Genomic DNA, 17034 nt, shown 5'->3' with positions numbered 1-17034 from the left:
CGGCTGATGTTGTACCGATGAGCAAGCTGACTCTTGGTGTAATCACCGGAAAGCCATTCGCCGATCAATCTGACTCGTTGATCCATGGGGGACTCTTGATTCCAGGGCATGATCAGATACCTCCTGATCATGCGTATTAGCCTGTAAACCATGTCCCCGGCTTGGAATGTAAACGATGTCTCCGGTTTGTACCGCGGGCAAGCCCGCTCCCACAGGGATATCACTGGGCCTGAGGGCTGCGGGGAACCTGTGGGAGCGGGTTTACCCGCGAAGAGGCCCGGCACAGGCTGCACATGGCCCCACAGTCGCGTAAACTACGCCGCCCACGTGGAGGCATCATGCAAGACGACGATTTTTCCCTGTTCAAGGCCGAAGTGCGTGGCGTAAAGCAAATTCGCCACGACCGCGCCGAAGTCGGCAAGCCCAAGGCCGACCGCCAGAAGCTGGCCGGCCTGCGCCAGGCAGCGACCGTGCGCAGTGACAAGGCCCTGGTCATCGACGGTATGTCTGACCAGTTCGTCATCGACGTTGGCGCCGAAGACGAGCTCATGTGGCGCCGCGACGGCGTGCAGGAAGGCCAGCTGCGCAAGCTGAAGCTGGGGCAGATTCCGTTCGAGGGCAGCCTCGACCTGCACGGCATGACCGTGGAAAAGGCCCGCGAAACCCTGTGGGACTTCATCGCCGAAGCCACCAAGCTGGAAGTGCGCTGCGTGCGGGTTACCCACGGCAAGGCCGCACGCCTGGACGGCAAGCGCCCGATGATCAAGAGCCACGTCAACACCTGGCTGCGCCAGCACCCGCAGGTGCTCGGTTTTGCCTCGTGCAGCGCCCGCCATGGCGGCACCGGGGCGGTGTATGTGATGCTCAAGCGAACCATGCTCGAAGGCCGCGACGAGTAACGCCGCGCTTGCAGCGCCGCCCTCACCGCCGTAACCTTCGTTTTTGCGATTTTTTCCCACAGGTAGATCCATGTCCCTGGAACAGAACTACACCGAGATCCTCAGCCAGATTGGCGAGGACGTCTCCCGTGAGGGCCTGCTCGACACGCCCAAGCGGGCTGCAAAGGCGATGAAGTACCTTTGCCGCGGTTATGAGCAAACACTGGAAGAAGTCACCAACAACGCGCTGTTCAGCTCTGACAACAGCGAAATGGTGCTGGTCCGGGACATCGAGCTGTATTCGATGTGCGAACACCACATGCTGCCGTTCATCGGCAAGGCACACGTGGCCTACCTGCCCAAGGGCAAGGTACTGGGCCTGTCGAAGGTTGCGCGCATCGTCGACATGTATGCCCGTCGCCTGCAGATCCAGGAAAACCTCAGCCGCCAGATCGCCGAAGCCGTGCAGCAGGTTACCGGCGCCGCCGGTGTAGCCGTGGTGGTCGAGGCCAAGCACATGTGCATGATGATGCGCGGTGTCGAGAAGCAGAACTCGACCATGATCACCTCGGTGATGCTGGGTGAGTTCCGCGAGAACGCCGCCACCCGCAGCGAGTTCCTCAGCCTGATCAAGTGATTGGCTGCTGACCCCAAGCCGACCCCGACGGGTCGGCTTTTGCATTTCAGGAGTTGCCCATGATCGTCAAAGCCCTGCGGGTTGGCCTCGGCCAGCTCATCGTGTTCGCTGACTGGATCAGCCGCCCGGCCAAGCGCAAGCGCGACGCCGCTGCCCAGGCCCGCGTCGAGCAAGCGGCCAAAGGCCTGGCGCTGTACCAGTTCCATGCCTGCCCGTTCTGCGTCAAGACCCGCCGCACCCTGCACCGCCTGAACGTGCCGGTAGCGCTGCGCGATGCCAAGAACGACCCGGTGCACCGCCAGGCCCTGCAGGAAGGTGGCGGCCGGGTGAAAGTGCCGTGCCTGCGCATTGAAGAAGCCGGCAAGGTGACCTGGATGTATGAATCCAAGGCCATCATTGCCTACCTGGATGAGCGGTTCGCGTCGGCCTGATGGTTTTTAATTGTCCTGTTCCGGCCCCTTCGCGGGCTTGCCCGCTCCCACAGGGTTATCACAGGCCCTGAGGGCAGCGGGGTACCTGTGGGAGCGGGCAAGCCCGCGAAGAGGCCAGTACAGGCTGAAACTAACCCACCATCGGCACATGCCGCGGGTGGTTGCTGACCCGCTCCAGCCAGGCCCGTACCGCCGGGTATTCGGCCAGATCGAACCCGCCCTGCTGCGCCACATGGGTGTAGGCATACAACGCCACATCGGCAATCGAGTACTGCTCACCCACCAGGTACGGCGTCATCTGCAACTGGCGCTCCATCACCCTCAGCGCCTTGTAGCCGCCCTTGTGCAGCTTGCGGTACTCCTCCAGGCGCTCGTCCGGCAGCCCCAGGTAAAACTGGATGAAGCGCGCCACGGCAATGTAAGGCTCATGGCTGTACTGCTCGAAGAACTGCCACTGCAACACCTGCGTGCGTAGGCGCGGCTCGCTGGGCAGGAACTCGCTGCCATCGGCCAGGAAGTTGAGAATGGCATTGGACTCCCACAGGTAGCTGCCGTCCTCCAGCTCCAGCACGGGCACCTTGCCGTTGGGGTTCATCGCCAGAAACTCGGGCGTTTCGGTCTCGCCCTTGAGGATATCCACCGGGTGCCATTCATACGGCCGGCCCAGCAGGCTCAACATCAGCTTGACCTTGTAGCAGTTGCCCGACTGGTAGTCGCCATAGACCTTGTACATTGCCCCTCCCCTTCCAAGCAGTTTCGCGTTTGCGCCCAATAGTTGGCGACTGTACGGCTAAAAGCAATGGCCGCTGTATGGCAAGGATCAATCTTGCTCGCTGTAGTCTGAAAAAACTGCTTACACCTTTACAAGGACTTTGTTCATGACCGATGCCACTTCCGCACGCCTGCGGCCCCTGGCAGATACCTCCCCGTCGGCGGTGGTCGCCGGCTTCATCGCCATGCTCACCGGCTATACCAGTTCGCTGGTGCTGATGTTCCAGGCCGGCCAGGCGGCCGGGCTGACCACCGCGCAGATTTCGTCATGGATCTGGGCCCTGTCGATCGGCATGGCGGTGTGCAGCATCGGCCTGTCGCTGCGCTATCGCACCCCGGTCACCGTGGCCTGGTCCACCCCCGGCGCCGCCCTGCTGATCACCAGCCTCGGCGGGGTGAGCTATGGCGAGGCCATTGGTGCCTACATCACCTGCGCCGTACTGGTGCTCATCTGCGGCCTGACCGGCAGCTTCGAGCGCCTGGTCAAACGCATCCCGGCCTCGCTGGCCTCGGCGCTGCTGGCGGGCATCCTGTTCAAGATCGGCAGCGAAATCTTCGTTGCGGCGCAGCATCGCACATTGCTGGTGCTGGGCATGTTCTTCAGCTACCTGCTGGTCAAGCGGCTGTCGCCGCGTTACTGCGTGCTGGCGGCGCTGCTGGTGGGCACGGCGTTGTCCGGCGCCCTGGGCCTGCTGGACTTCAGCGGCTTCCACCTGGAAGTGGCCAAGCCGGTGTGGACCACACCGAGCTTCTCGCTGGCGGCCACCATCAGCATTGGCATTCCGCTGTTCGTAGTGGCCATGACCTCGCAGAACATGCCCGGCGTGGCCGTGCTGCGCGCCGACGGCTACCAGGTGCCAGCCTCGCCGCTGATTTCGGCCACCGGCTTTGCCTCGCTGCTGCTGGCGCCTTTCGGCTCGCACGGGGTCAACCTGGCAGCGATCAGCGCGGCGATCTGCACCGGACCGCACGCCCATGAAGACCCGAGCAAACGCTACACCGCCGCGGTGTGGTGCGGGATTTTCTACGGCATTGCCGGGGTGTTCGGGGCGACCTTGGCGGCGCTGTTTGCAGCATTGCCGAAAGAGCTGGTGCTGTCGATTGCCGCACTGGCGCTGTTCGGCTCGATCATGAACGGGCTGACCGTGGCCATGAGCGAAGCGCGCGAGCGGGAGGCGGCAGTGATTACCTTCATGGTGACCGCCTCGGGGCTTACGTTGTTCTCGATTGGCTCGGCGTTCTGGGGGATTGTGGCGGGGGTGCTGGCCTTGCTGATCCTCAACCCACGCAAGGCCTGAGTGCGATGCGGTAAATGTGGGAGCGGCCTTGTGTCGCGAAAGGACCGCAAAGCGGTCCCGGCGATTTCAAGGCGCCTGCAATATCCTGGGGCCGCTTTGCGGCCCTTTCGCGACACAAGGCCGCTCCCACAAAGGCCGTATTCACGAAGCCTGCTGAATCACAACCTGAAATGCCCCACCATCCCCTTCAGGTCGGTGCCCAACTGCGCCAGCTCCACACTCGACCGGGCATTGTCCTGCATCGCCAGCGCCGCCTGGTCCGCACTGCCGCGAATCTGCGTGACACTGCGGCTGATCTCTTCCGCCACCGAGCTCTGTTGCTCGGCTGCCGCGGCAATCTGCTGGTTCATCTGCTGAATCAATGAAACCGCAGCAGCAATGCTGCCCAGCGCGCTTTCGGTCTGCAGCGCATCACTCACTGCCAGGCGAACCAGTTCAGTGCTGCCACGAATCTGCGCCACCGACTGCTGCGCGTTACCGCGCAGGCTGACAACCAGCACCTCGATCTGCTCGGTAGACTGCCGGGTACGCCGCGCCAACGCACGCACCTCGTCGGCCACCACGGCAAAACCACGCCCCTGCTCGCCAGCCCGGGCGGCCTCGATGGCGGCGTTCAGCGCCAGCAAGTTGGTCTGTTCGGCCACGCTCTTGATCACTTCCAGCACGTCGCCAATGGTGTGGATTTCGGCACTGAGGCTGTCGATGCCGGCGCTGGCGGTTTCTGCCGCCGCCGCCAACTGCTCGATGCGCTGCATGCTCTGGCGCACCACCTGTTGCCCCGACTCGACCTTGTCGTCCGCCGCCTGGGCCGCCTGCGCCGCTTCCTCGGCATTGCGCGCCACATCGTGCACGGTGGCAGTCATCTGCTGCATGGCGGTGGCCACCTGCTCTGTTTCCTCCTTCTGGCTGCCCACCTCACGGTTGGTCTGCTCGGTCACAGCCGACAACGCCTGGGCGCTACCCGCCAGTTGTTCGATGCCTTGCTGCAAGCCACTGACAATGCCCGAAAGGCCCGCGGCCATCTGCTGCATGGCCTGCATCAGCTGCCCCACCTCGTCACGCCGCGGTGCCTGGGCGTCAAAGCCCAGCTCGCCAGCGGCAATGCGCTGGGCGCGGGCGATCACATGCTTGAGCGGGCCGACCACCGCGCGAGTGATCAGCCAGGCGGCCAGCACACCCACCAGCAGCGCCAGGCCGGTGGCCAGGGCAATGGCCACGGCATTGCGTTGCAGTTCGCCCTGCAGGGCCTGCTCCTGCCCCAGGTAGGCCTGGTCGACCCTCCCGGTAGCTTGCTCGGCACTGGCCTGCAACTGGGCTTTCAGCCCTTGCTCGCGGGCCAACTGGTCGGTGTATTCGTTGAGTTTTTCCGAGAAGCTGCCGATGTGCCCCGCCACCTCGCCCAGCACGCTCTGGTAACCGGCATCACTGACCGCGCCCTGCAACTGGCCAACCAGGCTGGCGGCCTCCACGGTCTGGGCAATGCGCTCCTGGTTTACGCCCTCCTCGCCCTTGCGGCTTTTTTCCAGGCGCACCCGCGCTTCGTCCATGGCCTGCAACATCAGCCGCGACACCTGCGCCACCTGCGCAGCCTGCTCAAGAAACTCGCCCCCCTGCTGACCTTGGGACTGCTTGAGTGTGTATACGCCGTCGTCAGCCAGGCCGGCCTGCAGCACATCAAGGTTATTGGCGACGCTGGACACCGACCAGCTGGCCATGTCCAGCGCCAGCTCCTTGGCCTGCACCGCCGCGACAAAAGCCTCGAACGCCTGGCCGTAGGCAGCCAGATCGGTTTCGGCCGCCACCAGCGCCGGCAGGCCACGGGCGCGCTCGGCCAAGCCCTGCAGGCCGCTGCGCAAGGCCTCGGCCTGCTGGATGTCGGAGCGCAGGGCAAACGCCTGCTCATGCTGACGCAAACGCAGCAGGTCGGTATTGAACTGTGCCAGCTGGCGCAAACTGTCGAAGCGCTGGCCCACGCTGTGCAGCGCGGCGATGCCGATGGCCGCCACCGCCAGGGTCAGCACCAGCACCAAGGCAAAGCCCAGGCCGAGTTTGCGGGCCATGCCCAGGTTGGCCAGCACACTGTGCTTGCTCGCGCCCATCGCCGATTCCCCTTCTGCTTGCGAGGTTATCCCGAAGGCCAAGGGTGGCAACGTTGCCCGCCGATGAACAAGGGCTTGGCGTCAGAATAGTGTCAAATAGCTATGAGCGTGTCGTTTTCAGATTGCCGGAGGTCGCCCTGCATGCTGGAGGAAGGCCTGGGCGCGGGAATCCTGCCCGTAGGCGACATTGATGCGCAGCCAGCTGCTGGGCGCACCTTGATAATCGAATGCGCTGCCGGGGGTAAGCAGCACCGCATGCTCCCGCGCCACCTGCTCAAGGCTGGCGAAATCCCGCCCTGGCACCCGCGCCCAGACGAACATGCCGCCACAGGGCTCACAAAATACCTGCCAACCCGTCTGCTCCAGCTGGCCGAGCAGCTTGGCCATGTGCTGGCCCAGGCGCACGCGCAGGCGCTGCACGGTCTTGCGGTAGCTGCCATTGGCGAGCATCTGCCCCACCACCTGCTCGGCAAAGCGTGATGTGCCGATACCGCTGACCATCTTCAGCTCGGCCAGACGCGCCAGCAACGCGGGGTCGGCGACCAAGTAGCCGACCCGCAGCGAACTGCTGAGGGTTTTCGAGAAGCTGGCCATGTAGATTACCCGTTGCTCGCTGTCGAGGGTGGCCAGGCGGGTGGCCGGCCCCTCCTGGAAGTCGGCGTAGATATCGTCCTCGATTATGCGCAGGTCGTGCTCGCGGGCCAGCTCCAGCAGGCGGTAGGCGACTTTGGGTGTCAGGCTGGTGCCGGTAGGGTTCTGGTAAAGGCTGTTGATGAACAGGCAGCGCGGCTTGTGCGTGGCCAGCAGGGTTTCGACGGCGGCCAGGTCCGGGCCCTCTGCGGTACGCGGTACCGGCAGCATGTGCACCTGGTGCTGACGCAGCAGGTTGTACAGGTTGTAGTAACCGGGGTTTTCCACCAATACCGTGTCGCCTGGGTGCAGCAGGGTGCGCACCAGCAGGTCGAGACCGTGGCTGGCGCCGTGGGTGGTAAGGATGTGCTCGGGGCCGGCAGCGATGCCCAGCTGCCCCAGGCGCTTGTGCAATTGCTGGCGCAGGCTGGCCAGGCCCAAGGGTGGGCAGTAGTCGAACAGGTCCTGCGGATTGCCGCGGCTCACCTGCCGCACCGACTGGGCCAGCTCGGTGGCGGCGCGCCAACTGCTGGGCAGCCAGCCGCAGCCCAGCTTCAGCAACTCGTCATGGCCCTCGCGAAACTGCCGCCAGTCGCCGTCGCCAGCCTCGCCCCAGGGTTGCGTGTCGTCCATCACGAGCCCGGGCTTGCGCTCGGCGACAAAAAAGCCGGTGCCATGACGGGCCTCCAGCCAGCCGCTGGCGACCAGGCGGTCATAGGCCTCGATCACACACGACGCGCTGACCGCCTGGCTGCGGGCCAGCGCGCGGATCGATGGCAGGCGTGCGCCGGGGCGCAGGCGTTGCTGGTCGATCCAGGTTTGCAGGTGGTCGGTGAGTTGCTGCACCAATGGGGTGGGGCCGGTGCGATCGAGGGGGAGGTGCATGGGTGAGTGTTCGCTGATTTTGAGCGAACAGTTAACCATAAATGGGCGGTAGGTGTGTCTGGTGAGGGAATTGAGCTGATTGCAGAGTTGGCAGGCCCGGCCCTTTCGCGGGCACGCCCGCTCCCACAGGGACCATGCAATACCTGTGGGAGCGGGCGCGCCCGCGAAAGGGCCGGTACAGCCACTACATAACCAGGACCCCTCCCCATGCCTTCCGCCCCGGCCCGTCTGGCCTTCGCCCTCTGCCTGATCACCCTGGCCGTCAACCTGCAGGCCCCGCTGTACATCACCTACGCCGACCTTTCCGGCCAGGGCGCCGCTGCCACCGCGGTGGCGTTCTCCGGCTATGTGCTGGGCGTGCTGCCGGTGCTGCTGGCCTTGGGCGGCCTGGCCGACCGGGTCGGGCGCCGGCCTCTGATTGTGGCGGCACTTGCCCTATCAATGGTCGCTACCGTGCTGATGCTGCTGGCTCCCAGCCTGCAAACCCTGGGCTTTGCCCGGCTGTTCCTGGGCCTGGGCACCGGCCTGGCTTCGGCCACGGCCACCGCCTACATGAGCGAACTGATGGGCGGCGAGCACACGACTCGCGCGGCCAACTGGGTTACCGCCAGCACCTCGCTGGGCTTTGGCCTGGGCGCAGCATTGACCAGCCTGTTCCTGCTGCGCGGTCCCAGCCTGACCCCCGGCAGCTTCCATCTGCAACTGCTGTTGGCGGCCCTGGCCATCGTGCTGGTATGGCGCCTGCCCGACCCGCGCCCGGCACAGCGCAACCCCATGCTGCGCCTGCCCTGCTACCCGCGTGGCAGCGTGGTCTATGGCCTGGCCATTTTGCTGGCATGGGCCTGCGTGGGGCTGGTGATCGCCTTGCTGCCGGGCATCCTGCGCCAACATGGCCTTAGCGCCTGGTCGGGGTTCTCGACCTTCTGCGTCATCAGCTGCGGGCTGTTGTTCCAGCCGATGGCCCGGCGCCTGAGCAGCCGCACGGCCACGCTGCTAGGGCTGCTGATACTGCCGTGCAGCTATGCGGTGCTGGCCTGGGGTGCGGACAGCGGGCAACTGAGTGCGGTGTTGCTGGGGGCGGTGGCGGCCAGCAGTGCGTGCTACGGGTTTATCTACCTGGGTGGGCTGGCGGCGGTGAACCAGCTGGCCGGCAACGAGAAGACACGGGCCAGCGCCGGGTTCTTTTTGCTGGCGTACCTGGGGTTCAGCTTGCCGGTGATCTTTACCGGGTTGTTGAGTGACCGGTTGGGGTCACAGCTGGCTTTGCTGGCGTTTGGTGGGGTGTTGGTGGTGGGATGCGCAGCGGTTGGGCTGGCCTTGTGGTGGTCCGCCAGGGCCTCTTCGCGGGCTTGCCCGCTCCCACAGGAATATCACAAGACCTGATGCCAGCGGGTACTTGTGGGGGGGCGCGCCCGCGAAGAAGGCTATCGGCTCAGATCGCCGTGGCCCCGCCGTCCACCGTCAAGCAATGCCCGGTGGTGAACGCCGCGCCGTCGCTGCACAGGTAGAGCACGGCGCTGGCGATTTCCTCGACCTTGCCAATGCGCCCCACCGGGTGCATGGCGGCGGCGAATTCGGCCTTGCGTGGGTCGGCCTCGTAGGCACGGCGGAACATGTCGGTGTCGATCACCGCCGGGCATACGGCATTCACGCGGATACCCTTCTTGGCGTACTCGATGGCAGCCGACTTGGTCAGGCCGATCACCGCATGCTTGGAGGCACTGTAGATACTCATCTTCGGCGCTGCCCCCAGCCCCGCCACCGACGCGGTATTGACGATCACCCCACCGCCTTGGGCCAGCAGCAAGGGCAATTGGTACTTCATGCACAGCCACACGCCCTTCACGTTCACACCCATGATGGCATCGAACTCCGCCTCGCTGCCTTCAGCCAGACGGTTTTGCTCTATCTCGATACCTGCGTTGTTGTAGGCGTAGTCAAGCCGGCCGTAAGCGGCGATCAGGCGCTCGTGCAACTGGCGCACCTCAGCGTCGCGGGTAACGTCACAAGCGATGTACAACGCCTGGCCGCCGGCGGCGTGAATCTGCGCCACGGTGGCCTCGCCGCCAAGCGGGTCGAGATCGGCCACTACCACCTTCAGGCCCTCACGGGCGAACGCCAGGGCCGTTGCCCGGCCAATGCCGGCAGCGCCGCCGGTGACCAGCGCTACCTGGCCGGAAAAGGTCATGCTCATTGCGTGCTCCTGAGGGGATGGTGGGGTTCAGAGCATAGTCAGCCACCGTCTGGCCTGGCAGCATCATCACACCAACGGTTGGGCTACCATGCTTGTCAGTGATGTTAAGGACCTACCTACATCAACAAGGTAGATTGAACGCCTGTCATCTTCCACTGCCTCCAAGGACCTGCCATGACCCAGACCAACCGCCGCTTCCTGCTCGCCAAACGCCCGGTCGGCGCCGTGCGCCGTGACGACTTCACCTTCGAAAGTGTGCCTGCCGAACAACCCGGCGAAGGCCAGGTGCTGGTGCGCAACCTGTACCTGTCGCTGGACCCGGCGATGCGCGGCTGGATGAACGAAGGCAAGTCCTACATCCCACCCGTCGCCCTGGGCCAGGTAATGCGGGCCCTCGGCGTGGGCGAAGTGGTTGCCTCCAACCACCCGGCATTCAAACCGGGCGACCACGTCAGCGGCGCCCTTGGCGTGCAGGACTACTTCACCGGCGAGCCCCAGGGCCTACACAAGATCGACCCCAACCTGGCGCCCCTGCCCCGCTACCTGTCGGCACTGGGCATGACCGGCATGACCGCCTACTTCGCCCTGCTGGAAGTTGGCCAGCCCAAGGCCGGCGAAACCGTGGTCATCTCCGGCGCGGCTGGTGCGGTGGGCAGCATTGTCGGGCAAATTGCCAAGGTCAAAGGCTGTCGCGTGGTCGGCATTGCCGGCGGCGCCGAGAAGTGCCAGTACCTGAAAGACGAACTGGGCTTTGACGGGGTGATCGACTACAAGGCCGAAGACGTGCTGGCCGGCCTGAAGCGCGAATGCCCCAAAGGCGTGGACGTGTACTTCGACAACGTCGGCGGCGATATCCTCGATGCCGTGCTGACACGCATCAACTACAAGGCCCGCATCGTGATTTGCGGCGCGATCAGCCAGTACAACAACAAGGAAGCGGTGAAAGGCCCGGCCAACTACCTGTCGCTGCTGGTGAACCGTGCGCGCATGGAAGGGTTTGTGGTGATGGACCATGCCAAGGACTACGGCAAGGCCGCGCTGGAGATTGCCGGGTGGCTGGCCAGTGGGCAGGTGAAGAGCAAGGAAGATGTGGTGGAGGGGCTGGAAACGTTCCCCGAGACCTTGCTGAAGCTGTTCAGTGGGGAGAATTTTGGCAAATTGGTGCTGAAGGTTTAAACCCTGTAGGCCTGCGCCGCCCTCTGAGGCGCGGCGTAGGTCCTGAAATCGAGCGCCAGCCCTTTTTGTGGCACTTTCGCCGCTTGCAGTTTTCCCCTTCCACCGTACATTCAGGCATCGACAAACACCCATTACGCAAGGTAGCGACAAGGTGGGCAACCGATGCAGCAACGCTTGAATGCCGGACTCGACTTTTGCAGGCTCGCCGCCTGCTTCATGGTGGTACTTCTTCACATCGCATCAGCCGGGGCGATCCAACTGGATGACAACTGGATGTCCTCCAACATCTACAACTCCTTGGTCAGGTCATGCGTCCCGCTGTTCCTGATGCTGTCCGGTGCCCTGTTGTTGAACCGAACAGAGGGTGCAATCACGTTCTACCAGAAGCGCTTCTTGCGCATACTACCGCCGCTAATGTTCTGGTCAGTGTTCTATGCACTATGGCGGGACACCATGGGCGTCGGGCATGGCAGCTTGTGGCAAGCGACAGTGGCGATGCTTCACGGCCCTGTCTACTACCACCTCTGGTACCTGTACGCGATCATCGGCATCTACCTGTTCATGCCGTTCATGGCCAAGGTCAACCAACACTGCGGGCTGCAAGAGAAGCGGGTGTTCCTGAGCCTATGGCTGGTAATCAGCTGCCTGCTGCCCACCGCCGCACAGTTCAGCCCTGCACTGGCGAGCATGGTCCATACTTATGAGTTGTTTTCGTTCGTGGGGTTTGCGGGTTATGCATTCCTCGGGGCTTACGTCTACGAACAGATTCGGCAGCACGGCCCTGGCAACCCTTGGGTAAACCTTGGCGGCTTCGCCATTACCGGCGCCCTGACCGCCGCCGCCACACACACCATGTCCATGCAGCAAGGCGAGCCCAGCCAGATTTTCTATTCCTACGTATCCCCGTTGGTGGTACTGGCCGCCATCTTCGCCTTCCGCCTGCTGCTTGCACTGGGCGGGCAACTGGTACGGCACAGCAAGCTGCTGGCCGAGCTGTCTGGTTGCACGTTGGGCCTGTACTGCCTGCACGTTTTCGTCATGAACAGGGCCAGTATCTTCTACGGCCCGCTGATCGAGGGGCACTCGCTGGCGTGGTTGATACCGTTACTGGCGGTGGCTGTGTTCGTGCTGACATTACTACCGATCTACCTGATCAGGCTGCTCAAGCCGGTGCGCGCCGTGATCTGACCTCAGCAGTCGCACTGTGCGTATTCTGCGAACATGCAGGCGGAAATAAAAAAGGCCAGCACGCTCGTGCTGGCCTTTTTCATTAACGCGGGCTATTTAGCCACGGATTTCCGCCACCACAGCAGCCAACGCCTGCGCCGGGTCTGCGGCCTGGCTGATCGGCCGGCCGATCACCAGGTAATCCGAACCCGCATCCAGCGCCTGGCGCGGGGTGAGGATACGGCGCTGGTCGTCCTGCGCGCTGCCCGCCGGGCGAATGCCCGGGGTTACCAGTTGCAGCGACGGGTGCGCCGCCTTCAACGCCGGGGCCTCCAGCGCCGAGCACACCAAACCGTCCATGCCCGCCTTCTGTGCCAGCGCTGCCAGGCGCAGCACCTGCTCTTGCGGGTCGACGTCCAGGCCGATGCCGGCCAGGTCTTCACGCTCCATGCTGGTGAGCACGGTCACGCCAATCAGCAATGGCTGCGGGCCGCTGCGCTTGTCCAGCACTTCACGGCAGGCGGCCATCATGCGCAGGCCACCGGAGCAATGCACGTTCACCATCCACACACCCATCTCGGCGGCAGCCTTCACTGCCATGGCCGTGGTGTTGGGGATGTCGTGGAACTTGAGGTCCAGGAACACTTCGAAGCCCTTGTCACACAGGGTTTCGACAATGCCCGAAGCGCTGCTGGTGAACAGCTCCTTGCCAACCTTCACCCGGCACAGCGCGGGGTCTAGCTGGTCAGCCAGCTTCAGGGCGGCCTCACGGGTAGGGAAATCCAGGGCTACGATCAGGGGCGTCTGGCAGGCGGACATGGGCAGGGTCTCTTGGCAAGTCGAAAACGGCGCGCATTGTAAACGAAGTCACGCAGGCTTTGGGGCCCGCGGATCACCGAATTGGCCCGACGGCCGCTGGCTTCTATAATTGAACCAACGGAACGGGTTACTGCTCAAAATTCGTACAAGCACTGCCCCACCACCCGTTTAAGGAGAACGACAATGCCCTGGTATGCCTGGCTGATCCTCATCATAGCCCTCGGCTCCATCGTCGGTGGGCTGATGATGCTGCGCGATACGGCAAAAAAATTGCCACTGACTGACGAGCAACTGCGCAAGGTGCATGAGCGCAATGCCGAAGCGGATGCCAAGGATGCGCAAGACCGCTAAAAGATTTAAGCATAGGGTTTTACAGCCATTTCTTCAGACGGCTTTTTGACGCCTACTGAAAGCAACTTTTAACCCATTGTTTTATAGTATTTTTACTTCACCAAACGCTATCCCTTCTAAACACAAAGCCGCCCCTGCACAAACCACCCCTTCAACAATGAACGTGGTCCCTGTAGGAGCGGCCTTGTGTCGCGATGGGCTGCAAAGCAGCCCCAATTTCTGAAAGGCAACCCCACCCGCAGGCTGCCCTACTGCCCCTTACTCCACCATCACCTTATCCCGGTTCCGCTCCAGCAACGCGTTCCCGATTCCCTTGATCTCCAGCAGCTCATCCACCGAAGCAAACGGCCCATTGGCCTCGCGATAAGCCACGATGGCCTCGGCCTTGGCCTTACCTATCCCGTTCAGCTCCTTCTGCAAAGTCAGCGCATCGGCCTTGTTCAGGTCCAGCCGCGGCGCCTGCTGGGCCTGCACCTGGGCCACCACCGGCACCGGTTCGAGCACCGCAGCAGTGCTGGCAGGGGCCGCGCTAAGGGAGAAAGACAGGCTGGCGAACAGCGGCAGCAGCAGGTACGACAGAACGTTGTTACGCATTGATGAACACTCCTTGGGTTAGTCATTTTCCAGCAGCCGTTTTCCTTCGGCTGCGCAACAAACCCTAGCGGTTCTGCGATTCTGCAAACAGCGACTCGGCCCATTTAATCGTTACCGAATCCAACAGTAAAAAAAGCAACTTTGGCCACACGAAAATGATGGCGTTACGCCATATTTCAAGTTAACTTCATGAAAAAAAAGCGATAGCAAATCGCCGCCAGGTAAATTCCCGTTTAACCTGGGTTTCATTCAGACAAAACGCTGTTGTTTTTCCCACAAGCCTTGCCGGCCAAGGCCCCCACCCGTTCGTCGTATACCTTAGTGATATTGACTTCGTTGGCATGATGTCTGAATAACATCAAACAATCGTTTTTGTTGATCATTTAAACGAAAATAGGATCCAACCCATCGATACTTATCGGCATTTTCCTACGATCAGGGGAAAAAAACGTGCCAGATGGGATGTCATATTGATGACGAAATGATAAATTTGCGGACTTAGGACAACCGCTTCGCTTGAAGGATCCGAGCAGAATGAATTTTTTTTCATCTCCCCCACTGGCCTTGCCCGATTTCCATCGTGCTGCGCCAGCAGGCCACCCCCGGCCGACCTGAGTAACACCCGAGATCCTTACCGTTAGCACCAGTTCCAACCGCCTTCACTCTCATACAGAAGACCGTCGCCGTGTCCCTCAAGACCCTCATCGTATTTGGCACCCGCCCAGAAGCCATCAAAATGGCACCGCTGGCCCTCAACCTTGCCCAGGACGACCGTTTCGAGTCGCGCGTCTGCGTAACTGGCCAGCACCGCCAGATGCTTGACCAGGTTCTGGAACTGTTCGAGATCACGCCCGACTACGACTTGAACATCATGAAGCCCGGCCAGGACCTGACCGACGTGACCACTGCCATTCTGCAGGGTCTGAAACCTGTGCTGGCCGAGTTCAAGCCCGACGTGGTACTGGTGCACGGCGACACCGCAACAACCCTGGCCACCAGCCTGGCCGCCTACTACCAGCAGATTCCGATCGCCCACGTGGAAGCAGGCCTGCGCACCGGCAACCTGTATTCGCCTTGGCCAGAAGAAGGCAACCGCCGCCTGACCGGCGCCCTGGCCGCCCTGCACTTCGCGCCTACCACCAACTCGCAGGACAACCTGCTGCGTGAAGGCACCGACCCCGCGACCATCTACACCACCGGCAACACGGTGATCGATGCGCTGCTGGAAGTAGTCCGCAAGCTGGAAAGCCCGGCCCTGAAAAGCCAGTTCGAAGCCCAGTTCAGCTTCCTGAACCCGGAGCGCCGCATGGTGCTGGTCACCGGCCACCGCCGCGAAAACTTCGGTGATGGCTTCGAGCGTATCTGCCAGGGCCTGGTACAGACCGCGCGTCAATTCCCTGACGTGGACATCGTCTACCCGGTCCACCTGAACCCGAACGTACGCGAACCGGTGAACCGCCTGCTGGCCGACGTCAACAACATCCACCTGATCGAGCCGCTGGACTACCTGCCGTTCGTCTACCTGATGACCCGCTCGTACCTGATCCTCACCGATTCCGGCGGCATCCAGGAAGAAGCCCCTGCCCTCGGCAAACCCGTGCTGGTCATGCGTGACACCACCGAGCGCCCGGAAGCCGTGGCTGCCGGTACCGTGAAGCTGGTGGGCACCAATGTGGAATCGATCACCGAAAACCTGGCAAAGCTACTCACCGACGACGCGATCTACCGTGAGATGAGCTTCGCCCACAACCCTTACGGCGATGGAAAAGCGTGCACGCGAATCCTCGACGCACTCTCCGCATTCTCTAACTCCAAGGACGCAGCATGAGCTTCAACAAGATTTCCGTCGTAGGCCTGGGCTATATCGGCCTGCCAACCGCCGCCGTTTTCGCCGCCCGCAAGAAGCACGTGATCGGTATCGATGTGAACCAGCACGCGGTCGACACCATCAACCGCGGCGAAATCCACATCGTTGAGCCTGAGCTGGACATGGTGGTTCACGCTGCCGTAACCGAAGGCTACCTGCGTGCCTCCACCGTGCCGGAAGCCGCCGATGCCTTCCTTATCGCCGTGCCGACCCCGTTCATGGATGACCACCAGCCGGACCTGAGCTACATCGAGTCCGCCAGCAAGGCCATCGCGCCAGTGCTGAAAAAGGGTGACCTGGTCATTCTGGAGTCCACCTCCCCGGTCGGTGCCACCGAGCAGATGGCGTTCTGGCTGGCCCAGGCTCGCCCGGACCTGAGCTTCCCACAGACCCACGGTGAAGACTCCGACGTGCGCATCGCCCACTGCCCTGAGCGCGTACTGCCAGGCCACGTGCTGCGCGAGCTGGTGGAAAACGACCGTATCATCGGTGGCATGACCAAGAAGTGCTCCGAAGCGGCCGTACGCCTGTACCGCACCTTCGTCGAAGGCGAGTGCATTGTCACCAACGCCCGCACCGCCGAAATGTGCAAGCTGACCGAAAACAGCTTCCGTGACGTGAACATTGCCTTCGCCAACGAACTGTCGATCATCTGCGACAAGCTGGACATCGACGTGTGGGAGCTGATTCGCCTGGCCAACCACCACCCGCGCGTCAACATTCTGCAGCCCGGCCCAGGTGTTGGCGGCCACTGCATCGCCGTGGACCCATGGTTCATCGTCAGCCAGACTCCAGAACAAGCTCGCCTGATTCGCACCGCCCGTGTGGTCAACGACAGCAAGCCTGAGTGGGTAATCGACAAGGTCAAGATGGCCCTGGCCAACTTCCTGATCAAAAACCCGGGCAAGTCGGCCCAGCAAGTGAAAATCGCCTGCTACGGCCTGGCCTTCAAGGCCGACATCGACGACCTGCGCGAAAGCCCGGCCCTGAGCATTGCCGAGCGCCTGGGCAACGAACTGGAAGCCACCCTGCAACTGGTCGAGCCGAATATCGAAGCCTTGCCACAGCGCTTGGCGCACCACGAGCATGTCGATTTCGTCTATGCCCAAGACAGCGCAGATATTCACGTGCTGCTGGTTAAACACCGTGAATTCAAAGAAACCTTCAACGTTCGTGACGCTGCATTCGTAATCGATGCCGCCGGCGTTACTCAAAACTGAAGTCTTTGCTGCGATGG

Annotated in this window: 16 protein-coding genes and 2 pseudogenes; 10 read left to right on the top strand and 8 right to left on the bottom strand. The window is 62.6% G+C overall.

All coding sequences use genetic code 11. From position 1 onward, the window contains the following. Positions 1-110: pseudogene (locus AK81_RS30840) on the bottom strand (helix-turn-helix domain-containing protein); the annotation flags it as partial. A gap of 228 nt (positions 111-338) precedes the next feature. Here AK81_RS30840 and AK81_RS18520 point away from each other — a divergent pair. From AK81_RS18520 to AK81_RS18510, 3 genes are all read left to right on the top strand, one after another. Continuing rightward, the gene (locus AK81_RS18520; protein WP_043201135.1) at positions 339-899 is read left to right on the top strand and encodes a Smr/MutS family protein; all 561 of its coding nucleotides are present in this window, start codon (positions 339-341) and stop codon (positions 897-899) included. A gap of 70 nt (positions 900-969) precedes the next feature. Further along, positions 970-1515: a GTP cyclohydrolase I FolE gene (gene folE / locus AK81_RS18515; RefSeq protein WP_012271077.1), complete on the top strand. Its 546-nt coding sequence runs from the start codon at positions 970-972 to the stop codon at positions 1513-1515. Positions 1516-1574: 59 nt separating this feature from the next. Then, positions 1575-1946 (top strand): glutaredoxin family protein, encoded by a 372-nt coding sequence (locus tag AK81_RS18510; RefSeq protein WP_043201132.1) that lies wholly within the window; start codon positions 1575-1577, stop codon positions 1944-1946. A 130-nt stretch (positions 1947-2076) separates the two neighbouring features. On the opposite strand, the gene AK81_RS18505 is transcribed toward AK81_RS18510, so the two are convergent. Beyond that, on the bottom strand, positions 2077-2679 hold the full coding sequence (locus AK81_RS18505; protein WP_043201129.1) for a glutathione S-transferase family protein: 603 nt from the start codon (positions 2677-2679) through the stop codon (positions 2077-2079). A gap of 145 nt (positions 2680-2824) precedes the next feature. Here AK81_RS18505 and AK81_RS18500 point away from each other — a divergent pair, with 145 nt between their 5' ends. Further along, complete coding sequence (locus tag AK81_RS18500) at positions 2825-4015, top strand: benzoate/H(+) symporter BenE family transporter (protein WP_043201126.1); 1191 nt, start codon at positions 2825-2827, stop codon at positions 4013-4015. 158 nt (positions 4016-4173) lie between these two features. Here AK81_RS18500 and AK81_RS30835 read toward each other — a convergent pair whose 3' ends face one another. The 3 genes and pseudogenes from AK81_RS30835 to AK81_RS18490 form a co-directional block, all read right to left on the bottom strand. Then, a complete protein-coding gene (locus AK81_RS30835; RefSeq protein ID WP_430298391.1) occupies positions 4174-4878 on the bottom strand; it encodes a methyl-accepting chemotaxis protein in 705 nt (234 codons plus the stop codon). 204 nt (positions 4879-5082) lie between these two features. Further along, positions 5083-5562 (bottom strand): annotated as a pseudogene (locus AK81_RS30830) (methyl-accepting chemotaxis protein); the annotation flags it as partial. 669 nt (positions 5563-6231) lie between these two features. Continuing rightward, positions 6232-7629: a PLP-dependent aminotransferase family protein gene (locus AK81_RS18490; protein ID WP_043201120.1), complete on the bottom strand. Its 1398-nt coding sequence runs from the start codon at positions 7627-7629 to the stop codon at positions 6232-6234. Positions 7630-7836: 207 nt separating this feature from the next. Here AK81_RS18490 and AK81_RS18485 point away from each other — a divergent pair, with 207 nt between their 5' ends. Next, complete coding sequence (locus AK81_RS18485) at positions 7837-9012, top strand: MFS transporter (protein ID WP_043201117.1); 1176 nt, start codon at positions 7837-7839, stop codon at positions 9010-9012. 49 nt (positions 9013-9061) lie between these two features. Here AK81_RS18485 and AK81_RS18480 read toward each other — a convergent pair whose 3' ends face one another. Next, entirely contained in the window at positions 9062-9823 is a 762-nt protein-coding gene (locus AK81_RS18480) for an SDR family oxidoreductase (protein WP_043201114.1), read from the bottom strand. Between the two features lie 174 nt (positions 9824-9997). Between AK81_RS18480 and AK81_RS18475 the strand changes: the two genes are divergently transcribed. Then, the gene (locus AK81_RS18475; RefSeq protein ID WP_043201111.1) at positions 9998-10999 is read left to right on the top strand and encodes an NADP-dependent oxidoreductase; all 1002 of its coding nucleotides are present in this window, start codon (positions 9998-10000) and stop codon (positions 10997-10999) included. A 162-nt stretch (positions 11000-11161) separates the two neighbouring features. Then, a complete protein-coding gene (locus AK81_RS18470; protein ID WP_043201109.1) occupies positions 11162-12187 on the top strand; it encodes an acyltransferase in 1026 nt (341 codons plus the stop codon). 96 nt (positions 12188-12283) lie between these two features. On the opposite strand, the gene pyrF is transcribed toward AK81_RS18470, so the two are convergent. Continuing rightward, the gene (gene pyrF / locus AK81_RS18465) at positions 12284-12985 is read right to left on the bottom strand and encodes an orotidine-5'-phosphate decarboxylase (RefSeq protein WP_043201107.1); all 702 of its coding nucleotides are present in this window, start codon (positions 12983-12985) and stop codon (positions 12284-12286) included. A 183-nt stretch (positions 12986-13168) separates the two neighbouring features. On the opposite strand from pyrF, the gene AK81_RS27675 reads away from it, so the two are divergent. Continuing rightward, complete coding sequence (locus AK81_RS27675) at positions 13169-13336, top strand: DUF2897 family protein (RefSeq protein WP_016500979.1); 168 nt, start codon at positions 13169-13171, stop codon at positions 13334-13336. A gap of 258 nt (positions 13337-13594) precedes the next feature. Here AK81_RS27675 and AK81_RS18460 read toward each other — a convergent pair whose 3' ends face one another. After that, positions 13595-13930 (bottom strand): ComEA family DNA-binding protein, encoded by a 336-nt coding sequence (locus tag AK81_RS18460; RefSeq protein WP_043201105.1) that lies wholly within the window; start codon positions 13928-13930, stop codon positions 13595-13597. Positions 13931-14615: 685 nt separating this feature from the next. Here AK81_RS18460 and wecB point away from each other — a divergent pair. Together wecB and wecC are read left to right on the top strand one after the other, a co-directional pair. After that, a complete protein-coding gene (gene wecB / locus AK81_RS18455) occupies positions 14616-15758 on the top strand; it encodes a non-hydrolyzing UDP-N-acetylglucosamine 2-epimerase (protein WP_043201102.1) in 1143 nt (380 codons plus the stop codon). Further along, positions 15755-17017 carry a UDP-N-acetyl-D-mannosamine dehydrogenase gene (wecC, locus tag AK81_RS18450; RefSeq protein ID WP_043201101.1) on the top strand — a complete coding sequence of 421 codons (1263 nt, stop codon included), beginning with the start codon at positions 15755-15757 and terminating at the stop codon, positions 17015-17017. The genes wecB and wecC overlap by 4 nt, the downstream gene beginning before the upstream one ends. Positions 17018-17034 lie beyond the last annotated feature (17 nt).

The organism is Pseudomonas putida W15Oct28, from assembly GCF_000708715.2.
In the GTDB taxonomy this organism is placed as follows: Bacteria; Pseudomonadota; Gammaproteobacteria; order Pseudomonadales; family Pseudomonadaceae; genus Aquipseudomonas; species Aquipseudomonas putida_R.
Note: the sequence above shows the minus strand (reverse complement) of the source record. Positions and strands in the feature narration are given on the sequence as shown.

Coding starts and splice junctions, on each gene's coding strand:
- AK81_RS18520 (WP_043201135.1), top strand. CDS start 339: ATGCAAGACGACGATTTTTCCCTGTTCAAGGCCGAAGTGCGTGGCGTA.
- folE (WP_012271077.1), top strand. CDS start 970: ATGTCCCTGGAACAGAACTACACCGAGATCCTCAGCCAGATTGGCGAG.
- AK81_RS18510 (WP_043201132.1), top strand. CDS start 1,575: ATGATCGTCAAAGCCCTGCGGGTTGGCCTCGGCCAGCTCATCGTGTTC.
- AK81_RS18505 (WP_043201129.1), bottom strand. CDS start 2,679: ATGTACAAGGTCTATGGCGACTACCAGTCGGGCAACTGCTACAAGGTC.
- AK81_RS18500 (WP_043201126.1), top strand. CDS start 2,825: ATGACCGATGCCACTTCCGCACGCCTGCGGCCCCTGGCAGATACCTCC.
- AK81_RS30835 (WP_430298391.1), bottom strand. CDS start 4,878: ATGACTGCCACCGTGCACGATGTGGCGCGCAATGCCGAGGAAGCGGCG.
- AK81_RS18490 (WP_043201120.1), bottom strand. CDS start 7,629: ATGCACCTCCCCCTCGATCGCACCGGCCCCACCCCATTGGTGCAGCAA.
- AK81_RS18485 (WP_043201117.1), top strand. CDS start 7,837: ATGCCTTCCGCCCCGGCCCGTCTGGCCTTCGCCCTCTGCCTGATCACC.
- AK81_RS18480 (WP_043201114.1), bottom strand. CDS start 9,823: ATGAGCATGACCTTTTCCGGCCAGGTAGCGCTGGTCACCGGCGGCGCT.
- AK81_RS18475 (WP_043201111.1), top strand. CDS start 9,998: ATGACCCAGACCAACCGCCGCTTCCTGCTCGCCAAACGCCCGGTCGGC.
- AK81_RS18470 (WP_043201109.1), top strand. CDS start 11,162: ATGCAGCAACGCTTGAATGCCGGACTCGACTTTTGCAGGCTCGCCGCC.
- pyrF (WP_043201107.1), bottom strand. CDS start 12,985: ATGTCCGCCTGCCAGACGCCCCTGATCGTAGCCCTGGATTTCCCTACC.
- AK81_RS27675 (WP_016500979.1), top strand. CDS start 13,169: ATGCCCTGGTATGCCTGGCTGATCCTCATCATAGCCCTCGGCTCCATC.
- AK81_RS18460 (WP_043201105.1), bottom strand. CDS start 13,930: ATGCGTAACAACGTTCTGTCGTACCTGCTGCTGCCGCTGTTCGCCAGC.
- wecC (WP_043201101.1), top strand. CDS start 15,755: ATGAGCTTCAACAAGATTTCCGTCGTAGGCCTGGGCTATATCGGCCTG.